This window comes from Candidatus Chlorobium masyuteum (assembly GCF_011601315.1).
Taxonomy (GTDB): Bacteria; Bacteroidota; Chlorobiia; order Chlorobiales; family Chlorobiaceae; genus Chlorobium; species Chlorobium masyuteum.
The window spans coordinates 1-23808 of record NZ_JAAORA010000010.1 but is presented as its reverse complement, the minus strand read 5'-3'; the positions used below and the strand labels follow the sequence as shown (position 1 = coordinate 23808).

Sequence of the window (23808 nt, the reverse complement as noted above, 5' to 3'; positions counted from 1 at the left end):
ATGACAGTCCCGGAGGTGTCATCCCGAACAAAGATAGAGATCCCTTCACCTCTTCCTTTCGTGCAATTTCGTCTATTTCGTGGCCACAAGACTTCCTTTGCCAATCCAAAATTCAACATTCAAAATCCAGAATCAACCGCCCCCCATCCTCTCTGAAATCATGGCTGTCAATCCGGTCAAGCGCTCGGAAGAGCGCTTGTTGCCGATGGCCATGGCAAGCGCCCTCGGCTCACCGATAATCATGACCAGCTTCCTTGCCCTGGTGACCGCCGTATAGATAAGGTTGCGTTCCAGCAGCGAAAAGTGCTGCATGGAGAGCGGTATCACCACTGCCGGATACTCCGACCCCTGACTTTTATGAATGGTGATGGCATAGGCCAGTGCAATTTCGTCAAGTTCTCCAAATTCGTAAGGCACATCCCTTCCGTCATAGCGGACACAGAGCGAATCATCCTCCTCGTTTACGGTATAAACAACTCCGATATCGCCGTTGAAGACCTCCTTGTCATAGTTGTTGACCATCTGGATCACCTTGTCGCCTGCTGCATAGGTGGTACCGAAACGCACGATTTTTCCGGAGGGGTGAGGATTCAGGGCTTCCTGAAGAAGGGTATTCAGCGCCTTCGTTCCAAGAGAGCCCCGGTTCATTGGAGTCAGCACCTGAATATCTTTCATGGGATCAAGATTGAAGCGCAGGGGAATGCGCTCAATGATCACCTGCAGCAGACGACGATTAATATCTTCGGTGCTCAGGGCCGGAACAACGTAGAAATCGGAAAGTTCAGCCACAACGGACGCACCAGCCCTGAATGTCGGCAGAACCGGTTCCCCTCTGTTGATACGGTGAGCATTGACAATGATCATGGAGCTCTGTGCCTGACGGAATATCTCGGTAAGCCTTACCACAGGAAGTGCTCCGCAACTGATCATGTCTGAAAGCACGAATCCCGGTCCGACCGGGGGAAGCTGGTCAACATCTCCGGCAAGCATGAGCGCTGCATGATCCGGAATGGCTGCCAGCAGCTTGCTCATCAGCACAACGTCGATCATGGAAGCTTCATCGACAATGACCACATCAGCCTGCAGCGGATTACCGAAAGTACGCTTAAAGTCGCCTGCATGGGGATCAAACTCAAGGATGCGGTGAATGGTTCTGGCTTCCCGGCCGGTCGCTTCGGAAAGCCGTTTGGCCGCTCTTCCTGTAGGAGCGCAAAGAACGAATTTCAATGCTCCGCTGCCGAGTATTGACAGGATCGTATTAATAATGGTGGTTTTACCAACACCGGGACCGCCGGTGATGACAATCAGCTTGCTGGTAAGGGCAAGTGCCACAGCGCTGCGCTGGGAGTCTGAAAGTTCAATCCCGGAGTGTTCTTCGGCTGCAAGAATGGATTTCAGCGGCTCCAGCGTTCCCCAGGGAAGTTTCCCCTTGAGAATCCGGTGAATACTGTCAGCAACCCGGCTCTCTGCTCGAAAAAGTGCTTCAAGGTAAAAACTCCTCTCACCCGCATTACCAACGGCAACAAGAGTACCGATGGAGAGCTCTTCAGTTATGGCATGCTCAAGCACCTGAACCGGAATAGAGAGAAGACGTTTGGCCGCTTCAAGCAGCATCGGTTCGGGAACCCGGCAATGGCCCTCCAATGAGAGCTCCTGAAGAACATAAGCAACTCCTGCCCGCGCCCTCAGGGGAGAATCTGAAGCGATACCGATGTTTCGGGCAATCTGATCAGCTGTTTTGAATCCAATCCCCTGAATATCAAGGGTAAGCCTGTAGGGATTGGAAGAGACCACCGAGATCGCCTCTTCACCATAGGTTCTGTAGATTTTGACCGCACGGGCCGTACCTACTCCGTGAGACTGCAAAAACACCATGATCTCCCGGACAGCCTTCTGCTCGGACCAGGCTGCAACAACCTGCTCCAGACGCTTTCTGCCGATACCCGGCAGTTCAAGCAGTCGTTCAGGGTGAGTCTCGATAACCGTAAAAACATCCATGCCGTAGGCCTGGATGAGCACTTTGGCAAAATGGGGACCAATCCCCTTTACCATACCGGAGGCAAGATATTTGCCGACCCCTTCAAGGGTATCGGGGGGAATGACCGCAAGACGGCTTGCCTTGAACTGCATACCCCACGTTTTATCATTCTGCCAGAGACCGAACGCCTCAACATGCTGCCCCGTTGTCACTGAAGCCACAACCCCTACAACCGTCACCGCTTCACGCTGACCATGGACAAGAAGCCGAAGCACTGCAAATCCTGATGCCGGGCTAAAAAAACTCACCTTTTCAACCACACCGCTCAACCGTTCCTCACCGGTGTTGGCGGAATTGCTCTCACTCATGAAACGGCAGGGTTAGGTGATAAGGTTCGCGCTCGACAAAAGAGCGGAGTACCGGGAAGAATATACCGCTTATTGCGTCCGGGAAAAAGAGTTTCGACAGATGGTTATAGTGCATGCCACTACGACCGTATTCCCGGGCAATTGTAACAGCGCTTTTTGTGCATCTTTTGTGTCGAATCAATCCGAAAAATTGAGCGCCCTTATTGCTTCATTTGCTTTCCGCAACATGCTCTCACCTGCTTTGATGCAAAACTGGAATCGACCAGCTCGTCAACAACGCTGTTCATCCCGGTTCCTTTTTCGACCAGCTCTTCATGCACAAGCAACGGCACTGCACTCTTCAATCGGTTAATATCATCCGGACCAGGAACCGGTCGCGAAAAATCCACCCTGCTCAGTATCACTCTTGCAACCTGCAAAGAGAGTCCGGCTTCATCTGCATAAATCAGCGCAAGTTCATCAGGGTGGCGGATCGCCCACCTGCGAACCCGTTCATAGATCTTGATAACTCGTAACACCACATCGGGATAGCGAGCTGCAAATGATTCCGTTATGTTCAAAAACCCGTTGCTGTTGAATGCCATGTTCCGGTATATCACACGGGAACCGCTCTCCAGTTGGCTTGAAGCACTGTAGGGATCACCTCCGGCCCAGGCGTCAACCTCAAAGTGTTCAAGCGCTGCCCGCCCCTCCTGATGCTGCAGAGGAACAAGAGTAACATCGCTCTTATGCAAACCGGCCTCGGCGAGTGCACGCAGCAGAAAAAAATAGGGATCGGTGTCCGGGGTTGCCGCTACTCTCTTCCCCTTCAGATCCGAAACAGAGGTGATGGGCGAATCACGGGTGACAACAAGGGAGATCCACTCCGGATGAGAAAAAACGTAGACCGCCCTGATCGGTTTACCGTTCGCCCTGCTCAACACTGAAGCCAGTCCGGCTGCGGATGCAAAATCAATTTTTCCGCTGTTCAAGTGTTCCAGTGCATTGTTGCTTCCCCCGCTATAAACCCAACGCACAGAAATATCGTCAGCCTGAAACTCCTTATCCAGCCATCCGAATTTTTTCACGACATAACTGAGCGGATTATAGTCGGCATAATCAACCCGCACTGCGGACGGCAGTTCAGCAGCCGAAAGCTCCGGTGAAACCTGACAGGCACAAAGCAGGCTCATACAGGTAATAATTCGACAGACGAGTCTGTGTGTTCCTCTTATTCCGGCATTCATCTGCTTTATCCTTTTTTATGATTGACCCGTCAAAAGATCTTTGCTCTATATCCATGTTCCCCCTACAACCGAACCTGACCGGAAACAATTGCACCTCGCAGGTCTATCTTCAACAACCGGCAGATAACGACCGGGTTATCCGCCACTGCACAACTACTTTTTAACCGGCTTTTTTCGGAAACATAAGCTTGTAAAAACTGTTGTAGAAGAGCTGAGAAAGTTCGGGATTGAGCCTCTTCAGGCGGGAGTATAACTCCATGCCTTTCTTTTGATTGCCTTGTTCCAGATAATCCTTGCCAAGGTTGAAGAGTGCTGTATTGTGATCAGGATTGATGAGAAGAGCCCTCTGGTATGCCTCCCGCATATCAATTTCATGACCAGCCTCACCATTGGCGATAGCCAGGAAAACCCATGCATCAGCATAATCCGGTTTGATCTGAAGAGCCTCTCTGTAGGCTTCAAACTGTTTGTTCTTCTGACCGGCCATTCCGTAAGCCCTTCCCAGATTAATCAAATACTGGATATTGCCTGGAGAGAGCAGCACCGCATGCCGGTAAGCCTCGACAGCTTCCGGGTAATGCCCTGCTTCGCTGTAGGCACTACCCATGTTATACCAGGAAGAGGCATCACCGGGTGTGATCCTCACCACCTGCTGATATGCCTCGACGGCCTGCAAGTAGCTTCCATTCTGTATATAGGCAATTCCAAGATTGATCCACGCGAGAGCATATTCATTATTGTTCCTTACTGCCTGCCGGTAAGCCGCTATCATTCTTTCATACTGACCCTCCCGGCCGTAGGCAACCCCAAGATCAGCCCAGTAGTGTGCATAATCAGGACGAAGACGGACAGCCGCCTGATACGCCTCGATTGCCAATGTTAACTCTCCTTTCTGCAGATAGGCAAATCCTAAATATCCCCAGGCGTCACTGCTTGCCGGCATCTGTTTTGTCCACTGCAGGCAGAACTGAATCATACCTGCCCAATCCTGTTTTTCCTCAAACGCGTTGACCTGATTGATTTTATCGATATCACCGGCATTGACTTTAGTCTGAACAACATGCCTGCTTGGCAGATCGATTATCCACTCAACGGGCAGTGCAAAATTCAACTGCTGACCCTGTTTAAAAAAATAGGTTGCGATGCCTATCAAGCGGGCATGTTCATCAAAAAGTCCACCCCCGCTTGAACCGAGTGAAATCGGCGCCGTTGTCTGGATATAGTAGCCTTTATCAACAGCACGCAAGCCCGAGATAATGCCGTCGGAAAAGGTCAGTTCCAATCCCTGCGGAGAGCCTATCGCATAGACCTTCTCCCCTACCCTGAGCTGACTTGTATTTCCAAAGGTGATTTGCGAACCCTGTAGTCCGGAAACCACAAGCGAGCATACATCCCTGAAGCGATCGGTATAGCCGGCTTTGGCCGTATACTCCCGACCCTGATAGATAACCATCAGCCGCGCTGCTTTTTCAATGACATGATAATTGGTCACCACCTGTCCGGAAGAGAGAACAATGCCGCTACCCATACTCTGAAGCCTGCCGTTATTGTCATAGGCATGAACCACGACAACACTTGGCGAAACTTCCCGAAACACCTCGGCCGCGGTTTTTGCCAGTGCCGGAAGCGGTTGCAGGGCCAAAACAGAAACAACAGAGAGCAATACACAACAGCGGCGGAGAGCATAACGGAGTATACCGGCTCCTGAAAACATCATTGCACGGGAATCAACCCGCAGTGCGTCAGGTTTGTCGCTCTTTTTCATCAGACGGATATCATTACCCCGCAGAGCCCGGAGGAGACCGTCATTGATACTTTTTTATACATATCCATCATTTTTGTCTTATCGGTATGGCGCCAAAACCGTTTTTGAGCACCGACTCCCTTCCGACGCTCAATCACCGGGAATAAATCCGTGCGCTCTCAGCGACTCGCGACCCAGAGCTGTTTTTGCATATTCAACGAACCTCTTGAGAACTCCGACAGGTTGGCCGTTTGTGTACATATAGAGATTAAGCCCGAGCGGATAGGTATGGTCCGTTATGTGCTGTGCTGACTGCTCAATACCATTGACCAGAAGAGCCTTGACTGAACGGTCAACCAGACCATGGTCTATAAATCCGATGGCGTCGGGTGTTGTGGTGATATAACTTTTGACCCAGCGAATACTTAACAGTGTTACGGTTCTCCGGGTTACCGGACGCTTTTTCATAACCAGTTCCGAGAAGGTTTCCTGGGTTCCGCTTGCGCGATCAAGCTGAAGTCGCACGATGGGACGATTCAGCCCGCCAACCTGTTTCCAGTTACTGTAGGTCCCGTCATAGATCTTGCGGATTTGATCGACAGTCAGGCCCTTAAGGGGATTAGCCGGATGAACAACAATGGCGATGGCATCCTGTGCAATAAGGTGTTCAACCGGATTGATCCCGCGTTTTCCTGCCTCAGCCAGCTCATCAGGGTGAATCCTTCTTGTCGTGTTGGCGATGTCACAGGTTTTATAGATAAGGCTGTACATGCCGCGTGCCGCATCAGTCTCATTGACCCGCACATCGATGCCATCACTTTTGAGAAAATCAAGCGCAAAAATATTTGCAATAACACCGGCCAGTGGCGCTCCGTCTGTGATAATTTTATTTTCAGCAATCAGGCCTGAAGGGGTGGGGAGAACTCCATCTGCTGCATTGGCTGCATCAATAAAAGCTGCAAAGAGCATGCAGCATAGAGCAGCACCAGAAAGTATTTTCTTGATAGAGCTATTCATTCCGGCCATGATCGTGTGGAGATATCATGAGCATTGCAAAACTGCCTGCACAAAAAAACAGATCACTTGCCCGGTATAAAACCGGGATCAACCAGTTCATCGATCACCTTGTTCATATCTGTCTCTTTTTTGACAAGATTTGCATCCGATAAAACATGGGCCGCATCCTTCAGGCTCTTGAGTTCAGAGATCCCCGTTATGGATTTCGACATGTCAACCCTGCTCATCACCAGTTGAGCTACCGGTAACGATATCCTTGATTCATCAGCATAAATCAACTCAAGCTCATCAGGATGGCGGATTGCCCACCTGCGCACCATCTCATATACCTTGACAACACGCGACACCACTTCGGGATAGCTGGCTGCAAAGCGCTCGGATGTATTCAAAAAGCCGTAGCTGTTGAAACGCGGATTACGGTATATCACCCGGTTTCCCTTCTCTAACTGGCTTGAAGCGCAATAGGGATCGCAACCTGCCCATGCATCAACCTGCTCTCTGTTGAGTGCAATACCCCCCTTAACGTGCTGCAGGGGAACAATGACCACATCGCTCTTCTGTAAACCCGCTTCATGCAATGCCCGCAAGAGGAAAAAAAAAGGATCGGTACCCGGAGTTGCAGCAATTTTTTCACCCTTTAAATCGGGTACCGAGTTGATGCGGGAATCACGGGGGACAAGCAGCATTGCCCACTCCGAACGTGAAAACATGTAGACCGTCCTGAGCGGGTTTCCATTGGCTTTGCTCCATACGGCACTTAATCCTGAAGAGGAGCCGAAATCAACACTATTGTCTCGCAGATTCTTCAGTGCAAGATTACTGCCACCACTGAACACCCAGCGAACCGGCAGCTTGTCAGCTTCAAACTCCTTCTCCAGCCAGCCTAATTTTTTCAATACCAGGCTCAACTGGTTATAATCAGCGTAATCAATCCTCAGCTCGGCCGGCAGTGGTGAAGCCCCAAGATCGGAGGTAACAGGCATTACCAGATGCAGGCAAATCAAACAAAAAACTCTGACTATATGTTTGGAGAGTATTCGGACCCGAATTTTCATCACGTTGTTTCTCACCTGAGTTACTGTTTATAGCCTGCAAAATCATTCAGGCTGTCTCTTCAAAAAAACCGTAACGCCCTGAAAGCCTTTATCGACTGCCGGATGAAGCTCTACTTTGCTGTTTTAGGAAACAGCAAAGTATTATAGTTTTTGAAGAACATTTGAGCAAGTTCCGGATTTACCCGCTTCAGATGGGAATAGACCTCCCGAGCCGGCTCCCGCTCGCTGTGCTCCAGATAATCCTGACCAAGATTGAAGAGCGCTGTATTGTGTTCCGGGTTAATGTGCAGTGCTTTCAGATAGGCACCCCGCTCTTCAGTTTCCCTGCCTGCAATTCCATAGGCGACTCCAAGGCTGACCAGTGCATCATCATAGTCCGGCTTGATACGAAGAGCCTGATTATACGCCTCGATCTGTTCGGCTCGCCGGTCAGCCAACCCGTAGACCTCACCCAGATTTAACCAATATTGTGCATTACCGGGTGTGAGATGCACCGTATGCCTGAACGACTCAACAGCTTTGAAGAACTGACCGGCATCACGACAGGTAATTCCCATATTGAACCAGGAAGAGGCATCTGCCGGATTAATTCGCACCGCATGCTCATAGGCATCTATAGCCTTCTCCAGATCACCATTCTGGTAATAGGCGATACCAAGATTGATCCAGCCCAGGGCATAGTTGGCATTGATCCTGACTGCCTGTCGATAGGCTTCTATCTGTCTGGTTTTCTGCCCCTCACGGCTGTAGGCAACGCCAAGATCAGCCCAGTAGTGTGCATATTCCGGACGGATCTGTATTGCCCTCTGATAGGCATCAATGGCCAGGGCAAGCTCTCCTTTCTGGAGATAGGCAAACCCGAGATAACCCCAGGCTTCAGCACTTGACGGGATCTGTTTTGACCAGTTCAGGCATAACTGGATCATACCACTCCAGTCCTGTTTCTCCTCCAGGGCTATCACCCTGAACACCCATTCGCTGTCGACCGAACCGGCTTTGGACAGCAATGCATGCCGGTTGCGCAAATCGAGTACCCACTCAACCGGCAGGGCGAAATTCAACTGCTGACCCTGATTGAAAAAATAGGTAGGCAAACCGATCAGACGGGCATGTTCATCAAACAGCCCACCCCCGCTTGAGCCCTGGGATATCGGTGCTGTGGTCTGGATATAGTGGCCCTTGTCAACATCGCGCAAGGCGGAAATTATGCCGTCAGAGAAGGTCAGCTCCAGCCCCTGCGGTGAGCCTATCGCATAGACTTTTGATCCAACCTTCAGCAAATTCGTATCACCCATGAGGAGTTGTGAACCCTGCATGCCGGATACCACAAGAGAGCATACATCCCGAAACCGGTCGATGTAACCGGGAGTGGCCGGATACTCCCGGCCCTGGAGGCTGACCGTCAGCTTTCCGGCTTTTTCAATAACATGATAATTGGTCGCCACCTGACCGGATGGCAGGAGAATACCGCTGCCGAGGCTCTGGATCTTGCCTTTGTTATCAAAGTTATGAATCACGACCACGCTTCCGGAAACCTCCCGGAAAACCTCATCCGCGGTTTTGGCTCGGGCAGCGTGATATATGGGTGCCATAACAAGCGCAACAGAGAGGAATGAACCACAGCGACGCCGGCAATAGCCATTTGTCAGGCCTGCACGATCACACAGAGCGCGTATGGCCCTGGGAGCTGCCCGTAAAAGAGAGTGCGGTTTTGCGCTTTCTTTCATGTAGTATGTTTCTGTACTACCTGGATAAAATACCACCAAGAATGTTCACGTCTAACGGACTCCGCACGATCAATCGTAAGGCATAAAGCCGTTTTGACTCCGTTTCGTCTCTCCCGTATGTGTTCTTGCGTATTCGACAAACCGCCTGAGAACCCCATCCGGGGTACTATTATCGGTGTCGCAATCATATCCCCTGAAAAAATTTACGTAAATAAATGCGGATTTTTTCAATTAATCAGCTTTGCCTTATAAAGTTATCGTCAAAAAGCGATCACCGGATGATGCCTTTTGCATGATTTGTAAAATATGATGGATTTAACTATTGTGCCGTTAGATACTCATCCTGGGGGTGCTGGATCTTTTTTCTGCTATGCCTTGCCGCTTAACCCTTCAACTATGACCCACGCTACTGAGAACGCATGCTGCCCGGATCTGCACATTAACGGAATGCAATCGAAAAAAACCTTTGTCACTGGTACGCTTCATCCTGTTGAAGTAGGAATGAGAACGCTCAAACTGAGCAGAACCTATTCATGCGGGGGTATGGAGTTCTCCTCACTCCCGCTTTATGACACCAGTGGCCCCTGGTCTGATCCTTCGTTTGTGATTGATCCGGAAAAGGGACTTCCCCCGATTCGCGATGGATGGAACTTCTGGGAGGGAAAAAGTGTAGAGTCCAACACTGCAACAGCTTCAGCAAGAAGAGCCCGCAAAGCCCTCGATGGAGGCGGGATCACCCAGATGTTCTTTGCCCGAAGCGGCGTCATCACCCCGGAGATGGAGTATGTCGCAATAAGGGAGAACCAGAATCTGGAGCAGTGGATTTCAGGATTTTCGAGGGGAAGTAAAAAGCATATACCGGTAACTCCGGAATTTGTCCGCCGGGAGATTGCGGCAGGTCGGGCGATCATTCCGGCAAACATCAATCATCCCGAGCTTGAACCGATGATTATCGGCCGGAACTTCCGGGTCAAGATCAACTCCAACATCGGCAACTCGGCGCTCGGCTCTTCAATAGGCGAAGAGGTTGAAAAAGCGGTATGGTCATGCCGCTGGGGCGCCGATACGGTGATGGATCTCAGTACGGGAGCCAATATCCATCAGACCCGCCAGTGGATTCTGAGAAACTCGCCTGTTCCGATCGGCACGGTACCCATCTATCAGGCACTTGAAAAAGTAGGGGGGAAGGCAGAAGATCTTACCTGGGAGATATACCGCGACACCCTCATTGAGCAGGCCGAGCAGGGTGTAGACTATTTTACCATTCATGCCGGAATCCTGCAGGAACACCTCCCCTTTGCCGAAAAGCGCCTTACCGGCATTGTTTCAAGGGGGGGCTCGATCATGGCGAAATGGTGCAAGGCCAACAAACAGGAGAACTTTCTCTACACCCGCTTTGAGGAGATCTGCCGGATTCTGCAGGCATACGATATTGCCGTGTCGCTTGGTGACGCCCTTCGTCCGGGATCCATACTCGATGCCAACGATGAGGCTCAGTTCGGAGAGCTGAAAGTGCTCGGTGAACTGACCAAAGTGGCATGGAAGTTCGATGTACAGGTTATGATTGAGGGTCCGGGGCATGTGCCGCTGGATATGATAGAGGAGAATATGCAGAAGCAGCTCGAATACTGCCATGAGGCCCCGTTCTATACGCTCGGGCCGCTGGTAACCGATATTGCCGCCGGATATGACCATATCAACTCAGCTATCGGTGGAACACTGATAGCAAGTTTCGGCTGCTCCATGCTCTGCTATGTCACTCCCAAAGAGCATCTCGGACTGCCGGACCGCAACGATGTGCGCGAAGGGGTCATTGCCCATAAAGTTGCCGCCCATGCGGCTGATCTGGCCAAAGGGAGCCCCGTTGCCTGGCTTCGTGACGAGCTGATGAGCAGGGCCCGGTATGCATTTGCATGGGAAGATCAGTTCAACCTCTCTCTCGACCCGGAAAAAACACGTGAATCGCACCGCTCAAGCATGGCCGCAAGCGGAAGAACCGATAAAAACCCCGATTTCTGCACCATGTGCGGCCCCGACTTCTGCTCCATGAAAAAGTCAAAAGAGGCAACCGCGCAGGAGTGAAGAGAATAAAAAAGGCGCCACAATGAGCGCCTTTTTTATTGTATTGAACTTCGATTACGCTTACGATGCAGCCTTGATGATTGCGGCAAAATCTGCTGCATTGAGGCTTGCTCCGCCAATGAGCCCGCCATCAATATTCGGCATGGCAAAGAGTTCTGCGGCATTTGAAGGCTTGACGCTTCCGCCGTACTGAATGCGAAGCTTGCCTGCTGCAGCATCACCATAGAGTTTGGTAATGGTATTGCGGATAAGCAGATGCACCTCTTCTGCCTGTGCGGAGGATGCAGTTTTTCCGGTTCCGATCGCCCATACCGGCTCATAGGCAATAACGATAGTACTGATATCGCTGATTCCTGCCAGGCCTTCGGTAACCTGTGAGGTGACCACTTTCGAAGTAACTTCTGATTCACGCTCCGCAAGGGTCTCCCCTACGCAAAGAATAACCTTCAAGCCTTCGGCAAGTGCCTTTTTGATTCTGAGATTCACCGTAGCATTGGTTTCGCCGAAAAACTGGCGACGCTCCGAGTGACCGATAATAACGTATGAACAGCCGACAGCCTTCAACATTCCGGTCGATACCTCTCCGGTAAATGCACCGTCATTTTCAAAATGACAGTTCTGGGCAACAAGCTGAACAGCAGAGCCCGCTATAATCTTTCCGGCTTCCTGCAGGGCAACATAGGTCGGAGCAATACCGACTTCGCAGCCTGAAAAATCTTTGCCAAGCGCGGCAACAAGCTCTGAGGCAAGTGCTGCCGATTCGGCAATGGTATTGTTCATTTTCCAGTTGCCGACAACAATTTTCTGACGCATAAGATGCAGATTAATAATTCGTTTTTATATCACAATATATCCGGTCAATCTGATCAACATTGAAACGGTGTTTTCCTGAACGGGCATCCTTGAGTTCGACATCGTTGCTGCCGACAGCAATAACATTACCGTGCCACACTCTTGCCTCTTTGGTCACCAGATTGACTTCACGATTCAGCAGCTCCTGATTGCCGCCGATGCGCTCCTGCCGATAGATTACTTGACGTTTCCCCATGGGATAGCTGGTTTAGGTTGGACTTTATTTAACGAAAATTTCAAGGATCTCATAATGCAGTTTCCCTTTTGGCACCATGATCTCAACTTTTTCACCGACGGCTTTTCCGATGAGCGCCCTGCCAACAGGAGAACGTACAGAAATTTTCCCCAGATCGGTATCAGCCTCTTCGGAAGAGACCAGTGTATATTCAATAATCTCCTTCTCATCATCAAGGTTGCGCAGCTTGACGGAGGTCAAAATGTAAACCTTGTCCGTCTTGATCAGTTTGGGATCAAGAATGGTGGCTGAAGCAAGCTTGTTTTCAAGATCGGCAATACGTGCTTCGGTATGTGACTGCTCCTCTCTTGCAGCATCATACTCCGCATTTTCACTCAAATCACCATGTGCTCTTGCTTCCGCAATTTTTTCCAGAACTTCCCTTCTGGTTTCATGAACCAGCACATAGAGTTCCTCTTTCAGCCGGTTATAACCATCTCTTGTCAGGTAAATTCTGTCACTCATCTCTTGTGCTGTTTTTGTTGATAATAATGGAAAACAACCTCATATAGACATAAACTCGATGCACGGGGCAAATGGAACATCAGGCAAACAAAAAAAAGTAAAGTCAGCTACGCGGCTGCTGACTTTACTTCTGTACAATGTACAACTCTTAATCCTTCAGGCAAAACAACTTTACACATTAAACGCAAAATAGATCCGGTTCCCTCCTCGTTCAACGAGCAGAAAAAGCATATTACCGGCTTTGATATTTTTGACAATCGCACTGTACTGGCTGAATGAGCTCACACTCTGACGATTGACCGAGAGTATGATATCTCCACTGCGCAATCCGGATGTATAGGCATTGGACGAGGGATCGATGGCGGTAATAATCACCCTGCCCGCTCCCTGCTTCAGGTTCAGCCGCTCTGCCAGTGCGGCAGTAAGCTCCTCAGCGTTGAAACCAAGTGCCGCCGTTACCTTTTCCCGCTCTGCCGGAGTTGCCGAAGCAACCTCCTTTGACGGCTGCGCTTCAAGACGAAGCGAAACAAGTCTGACACTGCCCTCTCTCTGCACCCTCATCTTCACGATGGTACCGGGAGTCTCTCTGGCGATGGCATTGCGGAGTTCAACACTGCTTTTCACCTTTATCGTATTGAAATCAAGAATGACATCTCCCGTCCTTACACCGCTTTTTGCCGCAGGGCTGCCATCAACCACCGTTCCTACCAGCACTCCTTCACCCATCTTCAGGTTCATGGCTTTGGCAAGATTTTCATCAATATCCTGGATTGTTATTCCAAGATATCCCCTTGTGACCTTTCCCGAGTTAATAAGCGAAATCAGAACAGCTTTGGCCATATTGGAGGGGACGGCAAAACCGATACCTTCAAATCCTCCGGTCCGGCTCGCAATCGCCGTATTGATACCGACCAGATCACCGTTGATATTGACCAGCGCACCTCCGGAATTACCCGGATTGATAGCCGCATCGGTCTGGATGAAATCCTCGTAATCTGCAAGGCCGACATTGGCCCTGCCCTTGGCACTGACAATTCCCTGGGTGACGGTTCTGGCAAGATTCTCCCCAAGAGGACTTCCGATGGCAATAACCCACTCTCCGACACGGAGCTTGTCACTGTCACCGATCAGAATCGGCTTGAACCCTTTTGCGTTGACCTTGATCACCGCCAGGTCGGTTTTGGGGTCCTTGCCGATAACTTTCGCGGCAATCTTGCGGTTGTCGAAGGTGCGTATATAGACGACATCAGCACCATCAATAACATGATTATTGGTAAGGATATACCCGTCATCGGTAACAATAACTCCCGAGCCGAGACCTCGCTGAACCTCTTTTCGGCCATTCGGCAAACCGCGCTTCGGCATTCCGAAAAAGTCGTCGAATGGAGTGCCGAAAAAACTGAATGGCGAAACCATCTGCTGGTTTACGGTCTTTTCCGTGAAAATCGTAACGACCGAAGGGGTCGCCGACTCTGCGATCTGCACAAACGCTTCATTGAAACTTTGCAGCGACTGAATCGGATAGCTCTCGATACTGTTTTTTGCCGAAGCAAACCTCGGGCTGTTGGAGAAGCTGCTGCCGTTGAGTGCAACATTGAACTCAACATTGGAAAAAACAAGCGCACCAACAACCGTACCTGCAAAAACCAGCAGCAGGTATTTCATGAATGTGTTTTTCTTTCTCATCGGTTCTCTTTAAAATGTATTGATCGTTACTCAAATACCTCAATATTTTCAACGGCTGTAAGCCCTGCTTTCATCTTGTTCATCGTCTCTTCATATTCCGATTCAGGTTTTGAATCGGCAACAATACCACCGGCTGCCTGAAAATAGATGGTGTTATCGGCAACTACCATAGTACGGATTGCAATAGCCGTCGTGAGATTACCCTTGAAATCAAGAAATCCCACAGCACCGCCGTATAACCCGCGCTTCTCTTTTTCAAGTTCGTAGATGATCTCCATGGCACGAACCTTGGGTGCTCCGGTAAGTGTACCCGCAGGAAAACAGGACCAGAAAGCATCCATGGTACCCAGATCATCACGAAGCTCACCCCGGACATTACTGACAATATGCATCACATGGGAATATTTCTCAACCACCATCATCTCATTGGTCTCAACGGTACCGGTTTTGGCTATACGGCCGATATCGTTCCGGCTCAGATCAATAAGCATGAGATGCTCGGCCCGCTCTTTTTCATCGGCCAGCAGCTCAAGGGCAATACGCTCATCCTCTTCGAAACTGTTTCCCCTGTGCCTTGTTCCGGCTATCGGACGGGTATCAACCATACGCCGTCCCCTGCTGTCACGCTCAACCCTGACGAGAAGTTCAGGTGATGAGCCGACAATCTCGAACTCCTTCATATTAAAGTAGTAGAGATAGGGCGAGGGATTGATCGTTCTCAGCATCCTGTAGACATCAAAGGGACGGGTATTGAGATGACGGCGTAGTCGCTGCGACACCTGTACCTGAAAAATATCCCCCGCCAAAATATACTCCTTTGCAATGGCTACTTTTCCAAGATACTCTTCACGCTCAGTATTTGAAATAACCGGCTCCGGATGTTCAGGCCTGAAAGCAATCTCTTCACGCTGCAGCGGACGAAACATCTGTTCGGCAATAAGCTCTATTTTCTTGAGTGCAGACGGTTTGTCGGTCTCGTCAAGGTAGTTGGAAACGATAAAGACCTTGCGCATGATGTTATCAAAAACCACCAGCGTATCACAGAAAAGGAGAAAAATATCGGGTAGTCCTGCCGGATCGGCAAGTTCAGGCGAAGGTATCCGTTCAACAAGGTGCATGGCATCATAACCGAAATAACCGAACACACCCGAGGTGATCATCTGGGGAGCACCGTTCTTCTTCCGAGGTATCTCTTCAGTGTCAAATGCAGCAAGGGTGACGTCAATCTTCCGGCGCAGATCGGTCTCCTCTGCAGCTATCCGGCGGAGGTCACTGAATTTTTCATCAAGAATTTCAATGCTGCTTTCGCCATCAACAGAGCCTTTGAGAATAGCTACTGGGTCAATGGCTATATAGGAGAAACGGGCAAGAAGCTCCTCACCCTCAACCGATTCGAGCAGACAGGAAAAGGGGCGCTGCAGTTTAATATAGACTGATACCGGCGTCTCTGTGTCGGCATGGACCTCCTTGAAGAGCGGCTTGAGAAGATAGGGCGCATGCCGTTGATCTGCTTGCATAACTATGTGTTGCGAAATTGGTTATTTGTTAAAGCACAATAAAGAGAAATATTTTGTATCGTAACAGGTAAACGAAACATACCCTGGAAACCGCTTGCAAGGCAGAGCAGTCATGAAGCCCCGATTACCCCACAAAACTTTCGTGATTAACTGGCTAAAAGCATTGATGCTCTCCCCCGGCATCCTGTTTCCGATGGCGTATCTGCTGCTTTATCTCTCTACCAACATCTTTCTGAACAAGTATTATACAAAGGATCTTGCTCTCTCCTTCAACCGGGCAACCGGTAATGCACGCCATATCAAGGTCGAATCGCTCAAAGCCGGTTTGATTTTCGACTCGGTCACCCTCAATCAGATTGAGCTGACTTCAACGGTTCCGGTTGACGGTGCAAAAAGTGGTTCCGGTGATAAAATCACCATCAAATCCATGAAGATCAACTCTCCCGATCTTCAAAACATTCTCTTCAGCCAATGTGCGCTCCAGGCATCAACAGAGCAGGTCTGTGAAAAAATTCTTGCCGGAGCGCATTGAGTTCAATGAATCAGCATCCCTGAGCGCTGCCAGCGAATCGACGCGAGTTTGCCAACCGGGTTGGTCAATATTGAGAGATCCGGATTCCAGGACCAGTAGACAATCAGCGCTTCACCCACAAGATCCTTTTCAGGCAGAAACCCCCAGAAACGGCTGTCAAGACTGTTGTCACGATTGTCGCCCATCGCAAAATAGTAGTTGGACTGAACCCTGTATTCAGTAGCCGGTGCGCCGTCAATAAAAACCAGCCTCCCCTGAAGACTCACATCGTGACCTTCATCGGCAACAAGATCTGCGTAAAGCGGCCAGGTTTGGGCATTCAACTTGATGACATCTCCTTTTCGGGGAACCCGTATCGGGCCGTAGTTATCCTTGTTGTAATTTGAAAACTGGGGAAAGATCATCTCATCACCAATACCAGCAGGTATAACGGAAGAGAGGAACTGTCCTTCCGGCGGAAGTGCTACCGGCTTTTTATTGACGGAAAGCTGCCGGTTATGAATCTCAAGGGTATCTCCGCTGATGGCAACACACCGCTTGATATAGTTCATTGAACGGTCTTTGGGATATTTAAAGACAATAACATCTCCGCGTTTGACCTCGTCAACACCCGGCAGGCGGATATCGGTAAACGGTATTTTCGGCCCGTAAACATATTTGTTGACAAAAAGAAAATCACCGGCAAGCAGCGTATTCTCCATCGATCCGGTCGGAATACGATAGGATTCAACGACGAAAATACGGAGAACGGTCGCGAATATTGCCGCAATAATCAGCGCTTCAAACCACTCCTGTGAATGTTTTTTTTCCGGTTTGCCCTGTTGGTTACTCAGTGCCATATCATGTTTTGGTTGTAAAAGCCCCCCATTCGGAAGGACTCTCTTTTTTCTGACGTTCTCTCTTGCAGAATCCTGCGCTTTCTCTTCTTAAATTATCCGTGCACCTTTAAAAATCGTCGTGAGCGGAACCCCCTCTATTCGTCGATGTTCAACAGTGCCAGGAACGCTTCCTGCGGCACCTCTACCCTTCCAACCTGCTTCATGCGCTTCTTGCCCTCTTTCTGCTTTTCAAGCAGCTTGCGTTTCCGGCTGATATCACCGCCATAACATTTGGCCAGCACGTTTTTGCGCATGGCCGAGATGGTTTCACGCGATATCACCTTGCTGCCGATAGCGGCCTGGATGGCAACTTCATACATCTGCTTTGGAATAATCGCTTTCAGCTTTATACAGAGCTTTTTGCCCCAGTCGTACGCTTTCGAGCGATGCACAACAATCGAGAGCGCGTCAACCGTATCGCCGTTCAGAAGCACGTCGAGCTTGACCAGTTCGGACTCACGATATCCGATATACTCGTAATCCATCGAGGCGTAGCCTTTGGAAATAGATTTAAGCCGGTCATGAAAATCAAAGACGATCTCGGCAAGCGGAAACTCGAAGTGCATGATCACCCTCAGGGTGTCAAGGTAATCGGTGTTTTTGTACTCTCCGCGCCGCTCCATGCCGAGCTTCATGATGTTGCCGATATAGTCGGCAAGCGTAATGATCTGCATGCTGACATAGGGCTCTTCCACCAGACTTATCCGTCCGGGCTCCGGCATCTTGGATGGATTGTCAACAATAACCATCTCCGAGTTGGTCAGCATAACCCGGTACTCCACATTAGGGACCGTGGTAATGATATTGACGCCGTACTCACGCTCAAGGCGCTCCTGAATGATCTCCATGTGGAGCAGGCCGAGAAAGCCGCATCGGAAACCGAAACCGAGCGCAACGGATGTTTCAGGAGTATAGACCAGCGAGGCATCGTTCAGGGCGAGCTTTTCAAGTGACTCGCGCAAGTCCTCAAACTCATTGGAGTTAATCGGATAGAGGCCGCTGAAGACCATCGGTTTGACATCCTTGTAGCCCGCAAGACGCTCTTTTGCCGGATTGTCGGCAAGGGTGACCGTATCGCCGACCTTGGCATCCTTCACATCCTTGATGGAGCAGATGAGATAGCCGACATCCCCGGACTCAAGAATGTTTTTCGGCTGCCGCTTCATGCTCATGGTGCCGATTTCGTCAGCAAGAAAAAGCTTGTCGTTGGCAAAAAACTTGACCCTGTCCCCCTTTCTAAGAGAGCCCTCAACAATACGCAGATAGATCACCGCCCCCCGGTAGGCATCAAAAACCGAGTCAAAGATCAGCGCCCTGAGCGGGAGATGATTGTTGTCGGCCGGAGCCGGAACCCGTTTGACAATAGCTTCAATAAGTACATCAACCCCGATACCGGCCTTGGCCGAGACCGGAATGATATCTTCACGATTGACACCGATCAGATCGATAACCTGACGGGCAACACCCTCAACATCGGAAGAGGGAAGATCTATTTTATTGATGACCGGAATAATGTCGAGCCCGGCATCTATGGCAAGATAGAGATTGGCAATGGTCTGCGCCTCAACACCCTGTGTGGCATCAACCACAAGCAGAGCGCCTTCACAGGCCGCAAGAGAGCGGGACACCTCATAGCTGAAATCGACATGCCCCGGCGTGTCGATAAGGTTCAGAGTGTACTCAATACCATCCTTGGCCTTGTACTTCATCTGGATGGCATGGCTTTTTATGGTAATACCACGCTCCCGCTCAAGATCCATGTCATCAAGAACCTGAGCGGAGGCCATCTGGGTACGGTCGAGGGTATTCGTTATCTCCAGCAGGCGATCGGCCAGTGTGGATTTTCCGTGATCAATATGAGCGATAATGCAGAAGTTCCTGATACGGTTAACTTCTGTACTGGGCAGAGCCATAGAACGAGCGTTTTATTCTGGTAAAAATTTCAAGGTGAGAATATAAGCAATTAATACGATTGTGCCGACCCGGAGTCGTCACAGAAGCTCTGACTGGCACCACTATAAATTTATTCTGCGATTCGATTGCTTCGTTGATCTCCCGACTGCGTCGGAATCGGGATCAAAATCCTATCCCAACCCCGATTGCGTCGGGGGTTACCAATATTGCGCCCCTACAGGGCTTAATCAAGAATTCAAAATCCAAAATCTCTTCACCTACCTATATTTCGCCCCTCCGGGGCTTAAACATCAAACCAATCATGACCATTTATAGCTCCGGAGGAGCGCAACATTGGTAGCAACGCAGAAGCCCGTTACCACTTCCCTGTTTTCCTCGGTGATGTTTGCTTATGCTGGTGTAAGGTTCCTCCGGCGGATGATCGGGAGCGGGGTAAGGTTGTGGTTATTGGGTGATGGTGTTGCTGTGATGTTTCGGGTTGCATGCTGATGTTCCACATCAGCAACAACTCATGCAATGCGTAGAGTTCAATGCAGCTTCACGCTTGCCGTTGGCAGCACATTGTCAGGCATGGTTTCAACCGGCACCATCTCGTCAATTATCGTTTCTGGCGCAATATCCTGTTCGTGCGGCCAGGTAACAGCACCAAAAAGAATACCGACCTGATTGAAATAATGCACATCTCTGAGTTCGCTGAAGACACCGCGATCAAGGTAAGGCTTCATATCAAAAACACCCTGACGACCATCTTCAATTTCCACATAAATGCGATAATCAGATAACGGTTTGACAGCTTTTATATCCCAAAACATACCAGACCTCAAAGTGGTGTAATTTTATATGGTTCTTCTCCATTAACCGCTAACGTCCAATCAGCCATTAATTCATCACGATGTAATTCAAACGGATAATGATTCCGTAAAACATTGATATGATTGGCATTTCGCATGTTCTCCTGTATTTATGCCTAACATGGCGTTAACCCGTCAGTGAGTGGTTTAGTTTAGCGCTATGTCAGAAGGTACGCTCACTCACTCCAATTGAAATTCGGCTTTCTGTGTGTTGATACACAATCTCTCAGGTAGAGATTTATCAATGACTGGTAAGGGAGGCCCATTTCATCAGAAAGTGACTTGAAGTAGTCAACAACATCTTCACCAAGCCGGATCGTTACAGGCTTTTTCAATTTTGCCGCGTACGGATTTTTTTTACGCTGCATTGTTGAGAGATCATATTCTTCTTTCATCAGTTACCCCTGTAAAATTTGGTTTCGCTTTTGAAGTTAACTCTTTGTCGTGGGCTGGCGTCGCATCGGGATAACTGACCAGAAAACAAAAATATTTGCTAAAATAGCGCATTAAGCGAAATCAGGCTTCCGCTCGTACCTCTGCAAAACCATTGTTCTGCATATTTCATATATGCTTGGAAAGATCATCATGCTGACACTGTGTTATACCACCCATCTCTAAACCAATGGACCTTAGCGTTAACATGTGTTTCTTCTGCTCGTCCTCTGTATGGTAGCTAACTATCCATGGAACACCAGAGACAACATCATTAATTTTCTTAAAGTATGGAAGATCAATGTTCAGTGAATGACCGATGACAACAACGCGGTCAATGCGCCCCTTTAACTCCAAACACCAATGTTCGTTATTCGCGATAATCTGTTCTACCGGTTTTCTAAATGCATGAAATGGGTACTTGGCAGCGTTCTCAGCGTCAGTGAACATAGTCCTATTACTATCACCGTTTTCTTCTAACTCTGGAGTCTCCGCCATGGTTTCGGTGTGACCGTAAACCAGCCTTTCACTCCCAGAAACACTACCATGAATGTGATTTATCTGGTTGTCACTTATACCGTACACGCACTGAAGAGTAGGCGTATAGTTAAATGAGAGGTAAATCCCATTTGAATCAAGATTTAACCTCCTACTAGCTCCCTTGACATCGATAGAATCAATCCAAAAATGAAACTGTTCCTCGATCTTTGAGACAAGATTGTCCGTCACCTCAGTTAATTCATCCTCTAATCCAAATGCCATGCTCGGCCTAAATGAATCATCCATCACATCAATGTCATTGTGAACGTCATACACGAGCTGCCAGTCATATTCGCCGAGCTTGTTCTCGAAACCACCCCACGGTTCTATTTCATCCAATTTCAGATAGAAAGTTTCTTCGAGTTCATTCAGATCTTTCTTTGCGAAAGCATAGAATTCGCTATAACTAGTTGGTAATCCGTGATATAAGTCAAATCCGTTACCGATAATATATAGAGTGGTCACTTGTTATAATCCATGAATTAATTCACCGTGAGAACAGACGCGTAATCCCCACGATTAGCGCCCCGTACTAACCCACAAAACCCGAAAACGCTAAGGTGCTTCGTGGTGTGGGTGCGCTGGAACGGATTGTTCGCCTTGTTCATTTTCCGACTGATTGTTCATACCAATAATCATCTGTGATATAGCAAAGGCAGTCACAGCAACAGACTTTGTTGCTGTGCTCGTGTTCTTCGCCCGAGAGCATGATGTTCTGGCAACGGTCACAGACCGCGAGCGATTCTATATGCCCACACACGTAGCATGTTTCAGCATGGGGCTCGTAAGGTGTCAATGCCTTCCATCCGCAGTTGGGGCAAGCAATCGTTACGTTTTCGTTAATCCCATCTTCTTTCATTCGTTCCGCCGCCCGACGGAAAAGCTCAACTCCATAATCTTGGATCTTCACTCCAGCGCGCCATAACTCATCATCAATCTGATCCTGCAAGGCTTCACCCAAATGCTTTCGATGAAAGTCATTCAGAAAGCCCAACAGACGCGCGAAATTCAATTTCATATTAGCGATGGCAGCATCCACTTGGTGATGAACTATACAGTTGCGGATGTTGACGGCAGTCTTCAATGCTGCTGATTCGTCCGATGTAAGCTGAATATTTACAATCGTCCGCAGGCGCGATGCTGCCAGTTCAATTCCAACCGTGTTATTAGGCTTGTCCACATCCTTGTAGATTAGGAATGGATGCTGGTGGCTCAATAACTCCTTTAGACTCAACTCAATGGCCTGAACAAGGCCAAGGACAGCAAACTTCCATCGCTTAGGAGTCTCCTCAGCAACGATAGCATTGGATAGAGCGTCCTCAGCGAAGGAAATCGCATTTTCGGATAAACTTAGCTTAAGGTGAGTCATGTATTATGGGCGAACAATGTTTAGACTGATCTGCCTATTTCAGGAAAAGCAGAAATCTTCTTTCTGTACAAGACGGAACGAACCAGACCTCCACCAACCGGTACCGGTTGTCTGCCGATCATACTTTGATCCTCAACAAAAACAAGATAAGCTTGACGGGCAGCACCTTTTTTTGTTCCTGGCGCTATGTATCATATTGGCAAGCTATTCGATTCGATCACGGTAGTGCTTGGGATCCCTGTGAAGATGAGCAACTGCCGTGACAAGAATTTCCTTCTGCTCTTGAACGTATAACAGGGCATAGGGAAAACCTTTCAACATGCATCGTCTTGTTCGTTCACCTGCTTTCGGCCATGCCCAGGGCATAAACAATATTCGCTCTATGGAAGCCGATGTTTCCTTGAAAAAACGATACCCCAAACCCGGCAACTGATTCTCGTAGTAGTTCACAGCCTCGTCCAGTTCAAGAGAAGCTGGAGCTATGAACCGGGCTTTCAATGTTCGTACCTTTTTCTGATTTCATCCCACTCTTCAGCCTGAAGCTCACCTCGCTTGAAAGCATCATACCGAGCCTCTGATTCGGCTATCCAGCTTTTCTCAATTTCAGGGTCGGGCTTATCGAGGCTGTACAGAATAGCCTCAACTAACAGGATTCGTTCCTTCGGATCAAGATCAATGGCTTTCATTGCCAGTTCGTCTACAGACGCCATAATGTTTCTCCTTTTATTTTCCGCGCAGCACTTCATGGACACTTTTCCAATCATGAAGCTCAAGGTTCCCTTGTTGGTATTCTTTATACCGCCTGTTCAGCTCCTCTTTTTGCCATTCCGGCAGTGTAAGTTCTGCATAACTGGCCGCATTCCCGGCTGATGACGTGTTTCTCGGCTATTAGTGAACAGGAACCCATTCACCTTTTTCAAAGCTATCCAGTATCAACATCTCTTCTTTGGTCAGTTTAGCTTTCATGTGCTTCTCCAAAATATTGCTGAATGGCCTTCCTGCTGGGGATAATTTGGTATGATGATAATGTACGCAGGAATCCGGAGTATTCCACGGTTGATGGCGTATTTTAACTCTCAGTGAACGAGATCAGACCGACGTATCGGCGGAGCTGGCGGTTATGTGATTCTACAGGAATGGTCGTGCTATGGGGATTGAGTCAGGGTAGATGTGCAAAGTCAGATTCGGGGGAGGATTCAGGGGGGGAGGATTCAGGGTGAGTAGGCCGGAGGAGTTTCACCTCCAGCCTCTTGCAGAACCGGACGTGAACCTCTCAGCTCATCCGGCTCCCATTATCCAGCCTTTCGGAACATATCCCTTATTCCAATGCACAAACTTTT

General features: G+C 49.2%; 22 protein-coding genes. 2 read left to right on the top strand and 20 right to left on the bottom strand.

Going from position 1 to position 23808, the window contains the following annotated elements; genetic code table 11:
* Positions 1-132 precede the first annotated feature (132 nt).
* From recD2 to G9409_RS11485, 6 genes are all read right to left on the bottom strand, one after another.
* Positions 133-2346, bottom strand: a complete 2214-nt coding sequence (gene recD2 / locus G9409_RS11510) for an SF1B family DNA helicase RecD2 (RefSeq protein WP_166808898.1) — start codon at positions 2344-2346, stop codon at positions 133-135.
* A 200-nt stretch (positions 2347-2546) separates the two neighbouring features.
* A complete protein-coding gene (locus G9409_RS11505; protein WP_166808924.1) occupies positions 2547-3518 on the bottom strand; it encodes an aliphatic sulfonate ABC transporter substrate-binding protein in 972 nt (323 codons plus the stop codon).
* A gap of 214 nt (positions 3519-3732) precedes the next feature.
* Complete coding sequence (locus tag G9409_RS11500) at positions 3733-5337, bottom strand: tetratricopeptide repeat protein (protein ID WP_166808897.1); 1605 nt, start codon at positions 5335-5337, stop codon at positions 3733-3735.
* A gap of 129 nt (positions 5338-5466) precedes the next feature.
* Positions 5467-6342, bottom strand: a complete 876-nt coding sequence (locus G9409_RS11495; RefSeq protein WP_166808896.1) for a PstS family phosphate ABC transporter substrate-binding protein — start codon at positions 6340-6342, stop codon at positions 5467-5469.
* 53 nt (positions 6343-6395) lie between these two features.
* Positions 6396-7316 carry an aliphatic sulfonate ABC transporter substrate-binding protein gene (locus G9409_RS11490; RefSeq protein WP_235923343.1) on the bottom strand — a complete coding sequence of 307 codons (921 nt, stop codon included), beginning with the start codon at positions 7314-7316 and terminating at the stop codon, positions 6396-6398.
* Between the two features lie 182 nt (positions 7317-7498).
* Complete coding sequence (locus tag G9409_RS11485) at positions 7499-9115, bottom strand: tetratricopeptide repeat protein (RefSeq protein ID WP_166808895.1); 1617 nt, start codon at positions 9113-9115, stop codon at positions 7499-7501.
* A 447-nt stretch (positions 9116-9562) separates the two neighbouring features.
* Here G9409_RS11485 and thiC point away from each other — a divergent pair, with 447 nt between their 5' ends.
* Positions 9563-11197: a phosphomethylpyrimidine synthase ThiC gene (gene thiC / locus G9409_RS11480; protein WP_407926800.1), complete on the top strand. Its 1635-nt coding sequence runs from the start codon at positions 9563-9565 to the stop codon at positions 11195-11197.
* Positions 11198-11257: 60 nt separating this feature from the next.
* Here thiC and tpiA read toward each other — a convergent pair whose 3' ends face one another.
* From tpiA to trpE, 5 genes are all read right to left on the bottom strand, one after another.
* On the bottom strand, positions 11258-12010 hold the full coding sequence (tpiA, locus tag G9409_RS11475) for a triose-phosphate isomerase (protein ID WP_166808893.1): 753 nt from the start codon (positions 12008-12010) through the stop codon (positions 11258-11260).
* A 10-nt stretch (positions 12011-12020) separates the two neighbouring features.
* Positions 12021-12245, bottom strand: coding sequence for a hypothetical protein (locus G9409_RS11470; protein WP_166808892.1), 225 nt, complete (start codon positions 12243-12245; stop codon positions 12021-12023).
* A 24-nt stretch (positions 12246-12269) separates the two neighbouring features.
* Positions 12270-12749: a transcription elongation factor GreA gene (greA, locus tag G9409_RS11465; protein ID WP_006366159.1), complete on the bottom strand. Its 480-nt coding sequence runs from the start codon at positions 12747-12749 to the stop codon at positions 12270-12272.
* A gap of 171 nt (positions 12750-12920) precedes the next feature.
* The gene (locus tag G9409_RS11460; RefSeq protein ID WP_166808891.1) at positions 12921-14435 is read right to left on the bottom strand and encodes a DegQ family serine endoprotease; all 1515 of its coding nucleotides are present in this window, start codon (positions 14433-14435) and stop codon (positions 12921-12923) included.
* Positions 14436-14461: 26 nt separating this feature from the next.
* A complete protein-coding gene (trpE, locus tag G9409_RS11455; RefSeq protein WP_166808890.1) occupies positions 14462-15952 on the bottom strand; it encodes an anthranilate synthase component I in 1491 nt (496 codons plus the stop codon).
* A gap of 142 nt (positions 15953-16094) precedes the next feature.
* On the opposite strand from trpE, the gene G9409_RS11450 reads away from it, so the two are divergent.
* Positions 16095-16484, top strand: a complete 390-nt coding sequence (locus G9409_RS11450; protein WP_328700144.1) for a hypothetical protein — start codon at positions 16095-16097, stop codon at positions 16482-16484.
* Positions 16485-16486: 2 nt separating this feature from the next.
* Here the strand turns inward: G9409_RS11450 and lepB are convergent, their stop codons facing one another.
* The 9 genes from lepB to G9409_RS11410 all read right to left on the bottom strand — a co-directional run bounded on the left by lepB (position 16487) and on the right by G9409_RS11410 (position 23302).
* Complete coding sequence (lepB, locus tag G9409_RS11445; protein ID WP_166808888.1) at positions 16487-17323, bottom strand: signal peptidase I; 837 nt, start codon at positions 17321-17323, stop codon at positions 16487-16489.
* Positions 17324-17457: 134 nt separating this feature from the next.
* Positions 17458-19275: a translation elongation factor 4 gene (lepA, locus tag G9409_RS11440; protein WP_166808887.1), complete on the bottom strand. Its 1818-nt coding sequence runs from the start codon at positions 19273-19275 to the stop codon at positions 17458-17460.
* Positions 19276-19803: 528 nt separating this feature from the next.
* Positions 19804-20088: a DUF2442 domain-containing protein gene (locus tag G9409_RS11435; RefSeq protein WP_166808886.1), complete on the bottom strand. Its 285-nt coding sequence runs from the start codon at positions 20086-20088 to the stop codon at positions 19804-19806.
* An 8-nt stretch (positions 20089-20096) separates the two neighbouring features.
* Positions 20097-20225 carry a hypothetical protein gene (locus G9409_RS12135; protein ID WP_268896871.1) on the bottom strand — a complete coding sequence of 43 codons (129 nt, stop codon included), beginning with the start codon at positions 20223-20225 and terminating at the stop codon, positions 20097-20099.
* Between the two features lie 78 nt (positions 20226-20303).
* Positions 20304-20522, bottom strand: coding sequence for a BrnA antitoxin family protein (locus G9409_RS11430; RefSeq protein ID WP_166808885.1), 219 nt, complete (start codon positions 20520-20522; stop codon positions 20304-20306).
* Positions 20523-20688: 166 nt separating this feature from the next.
* Positions 20689-21564 carry a bacteriophage abortive infection AbiH family protein gene (locus G9409_RS11425; RefSeq protein WP_166808884.1) on the bottom strand — a complete coding sequence of 292 codons (876 nt, stop codon included), beginning with the start codon at positions 21562-21564 and terminating at the stop codon, positions 20689-20691.
* 139 nt (positions 21565-21703) lie between these two features.
* On the bottom strand, positions 21704-22468 hold the full coding sequence (locus tag G9409_RS11420) for a hypothetical protein (protein WP_166808883.1): 765 nt from the start codon (positions 22466-22468) through the stop codon (positions 21704-21706).
* Between the two features lie 494 nt (positions 22469-22962).
* The gene (locus G9409_RS11415) at positions 22963-23178 is read right to left on the bottom strand and encodes an addiction module protein (RefSeq protein WP_208019728.1); all 216 of its coding nucleotides are present in this window, start codon (positions 23176-23178) and stop codon (positions 22963-22965) included.
* Positions 23179-23191: 13 nt separating this feature from the next.
* On the bottom strand, positions 23192-23302 hold the full coding sequence (locus G9409_RS11410; protein ID WP_166808921.1) for an addiction module protein: 111 nt from the start codon (positions 23300-23302) through the stop codon (positions 23192-23194).
* Positions 23303-23808 lie beyond the last annotated feature (506 nt).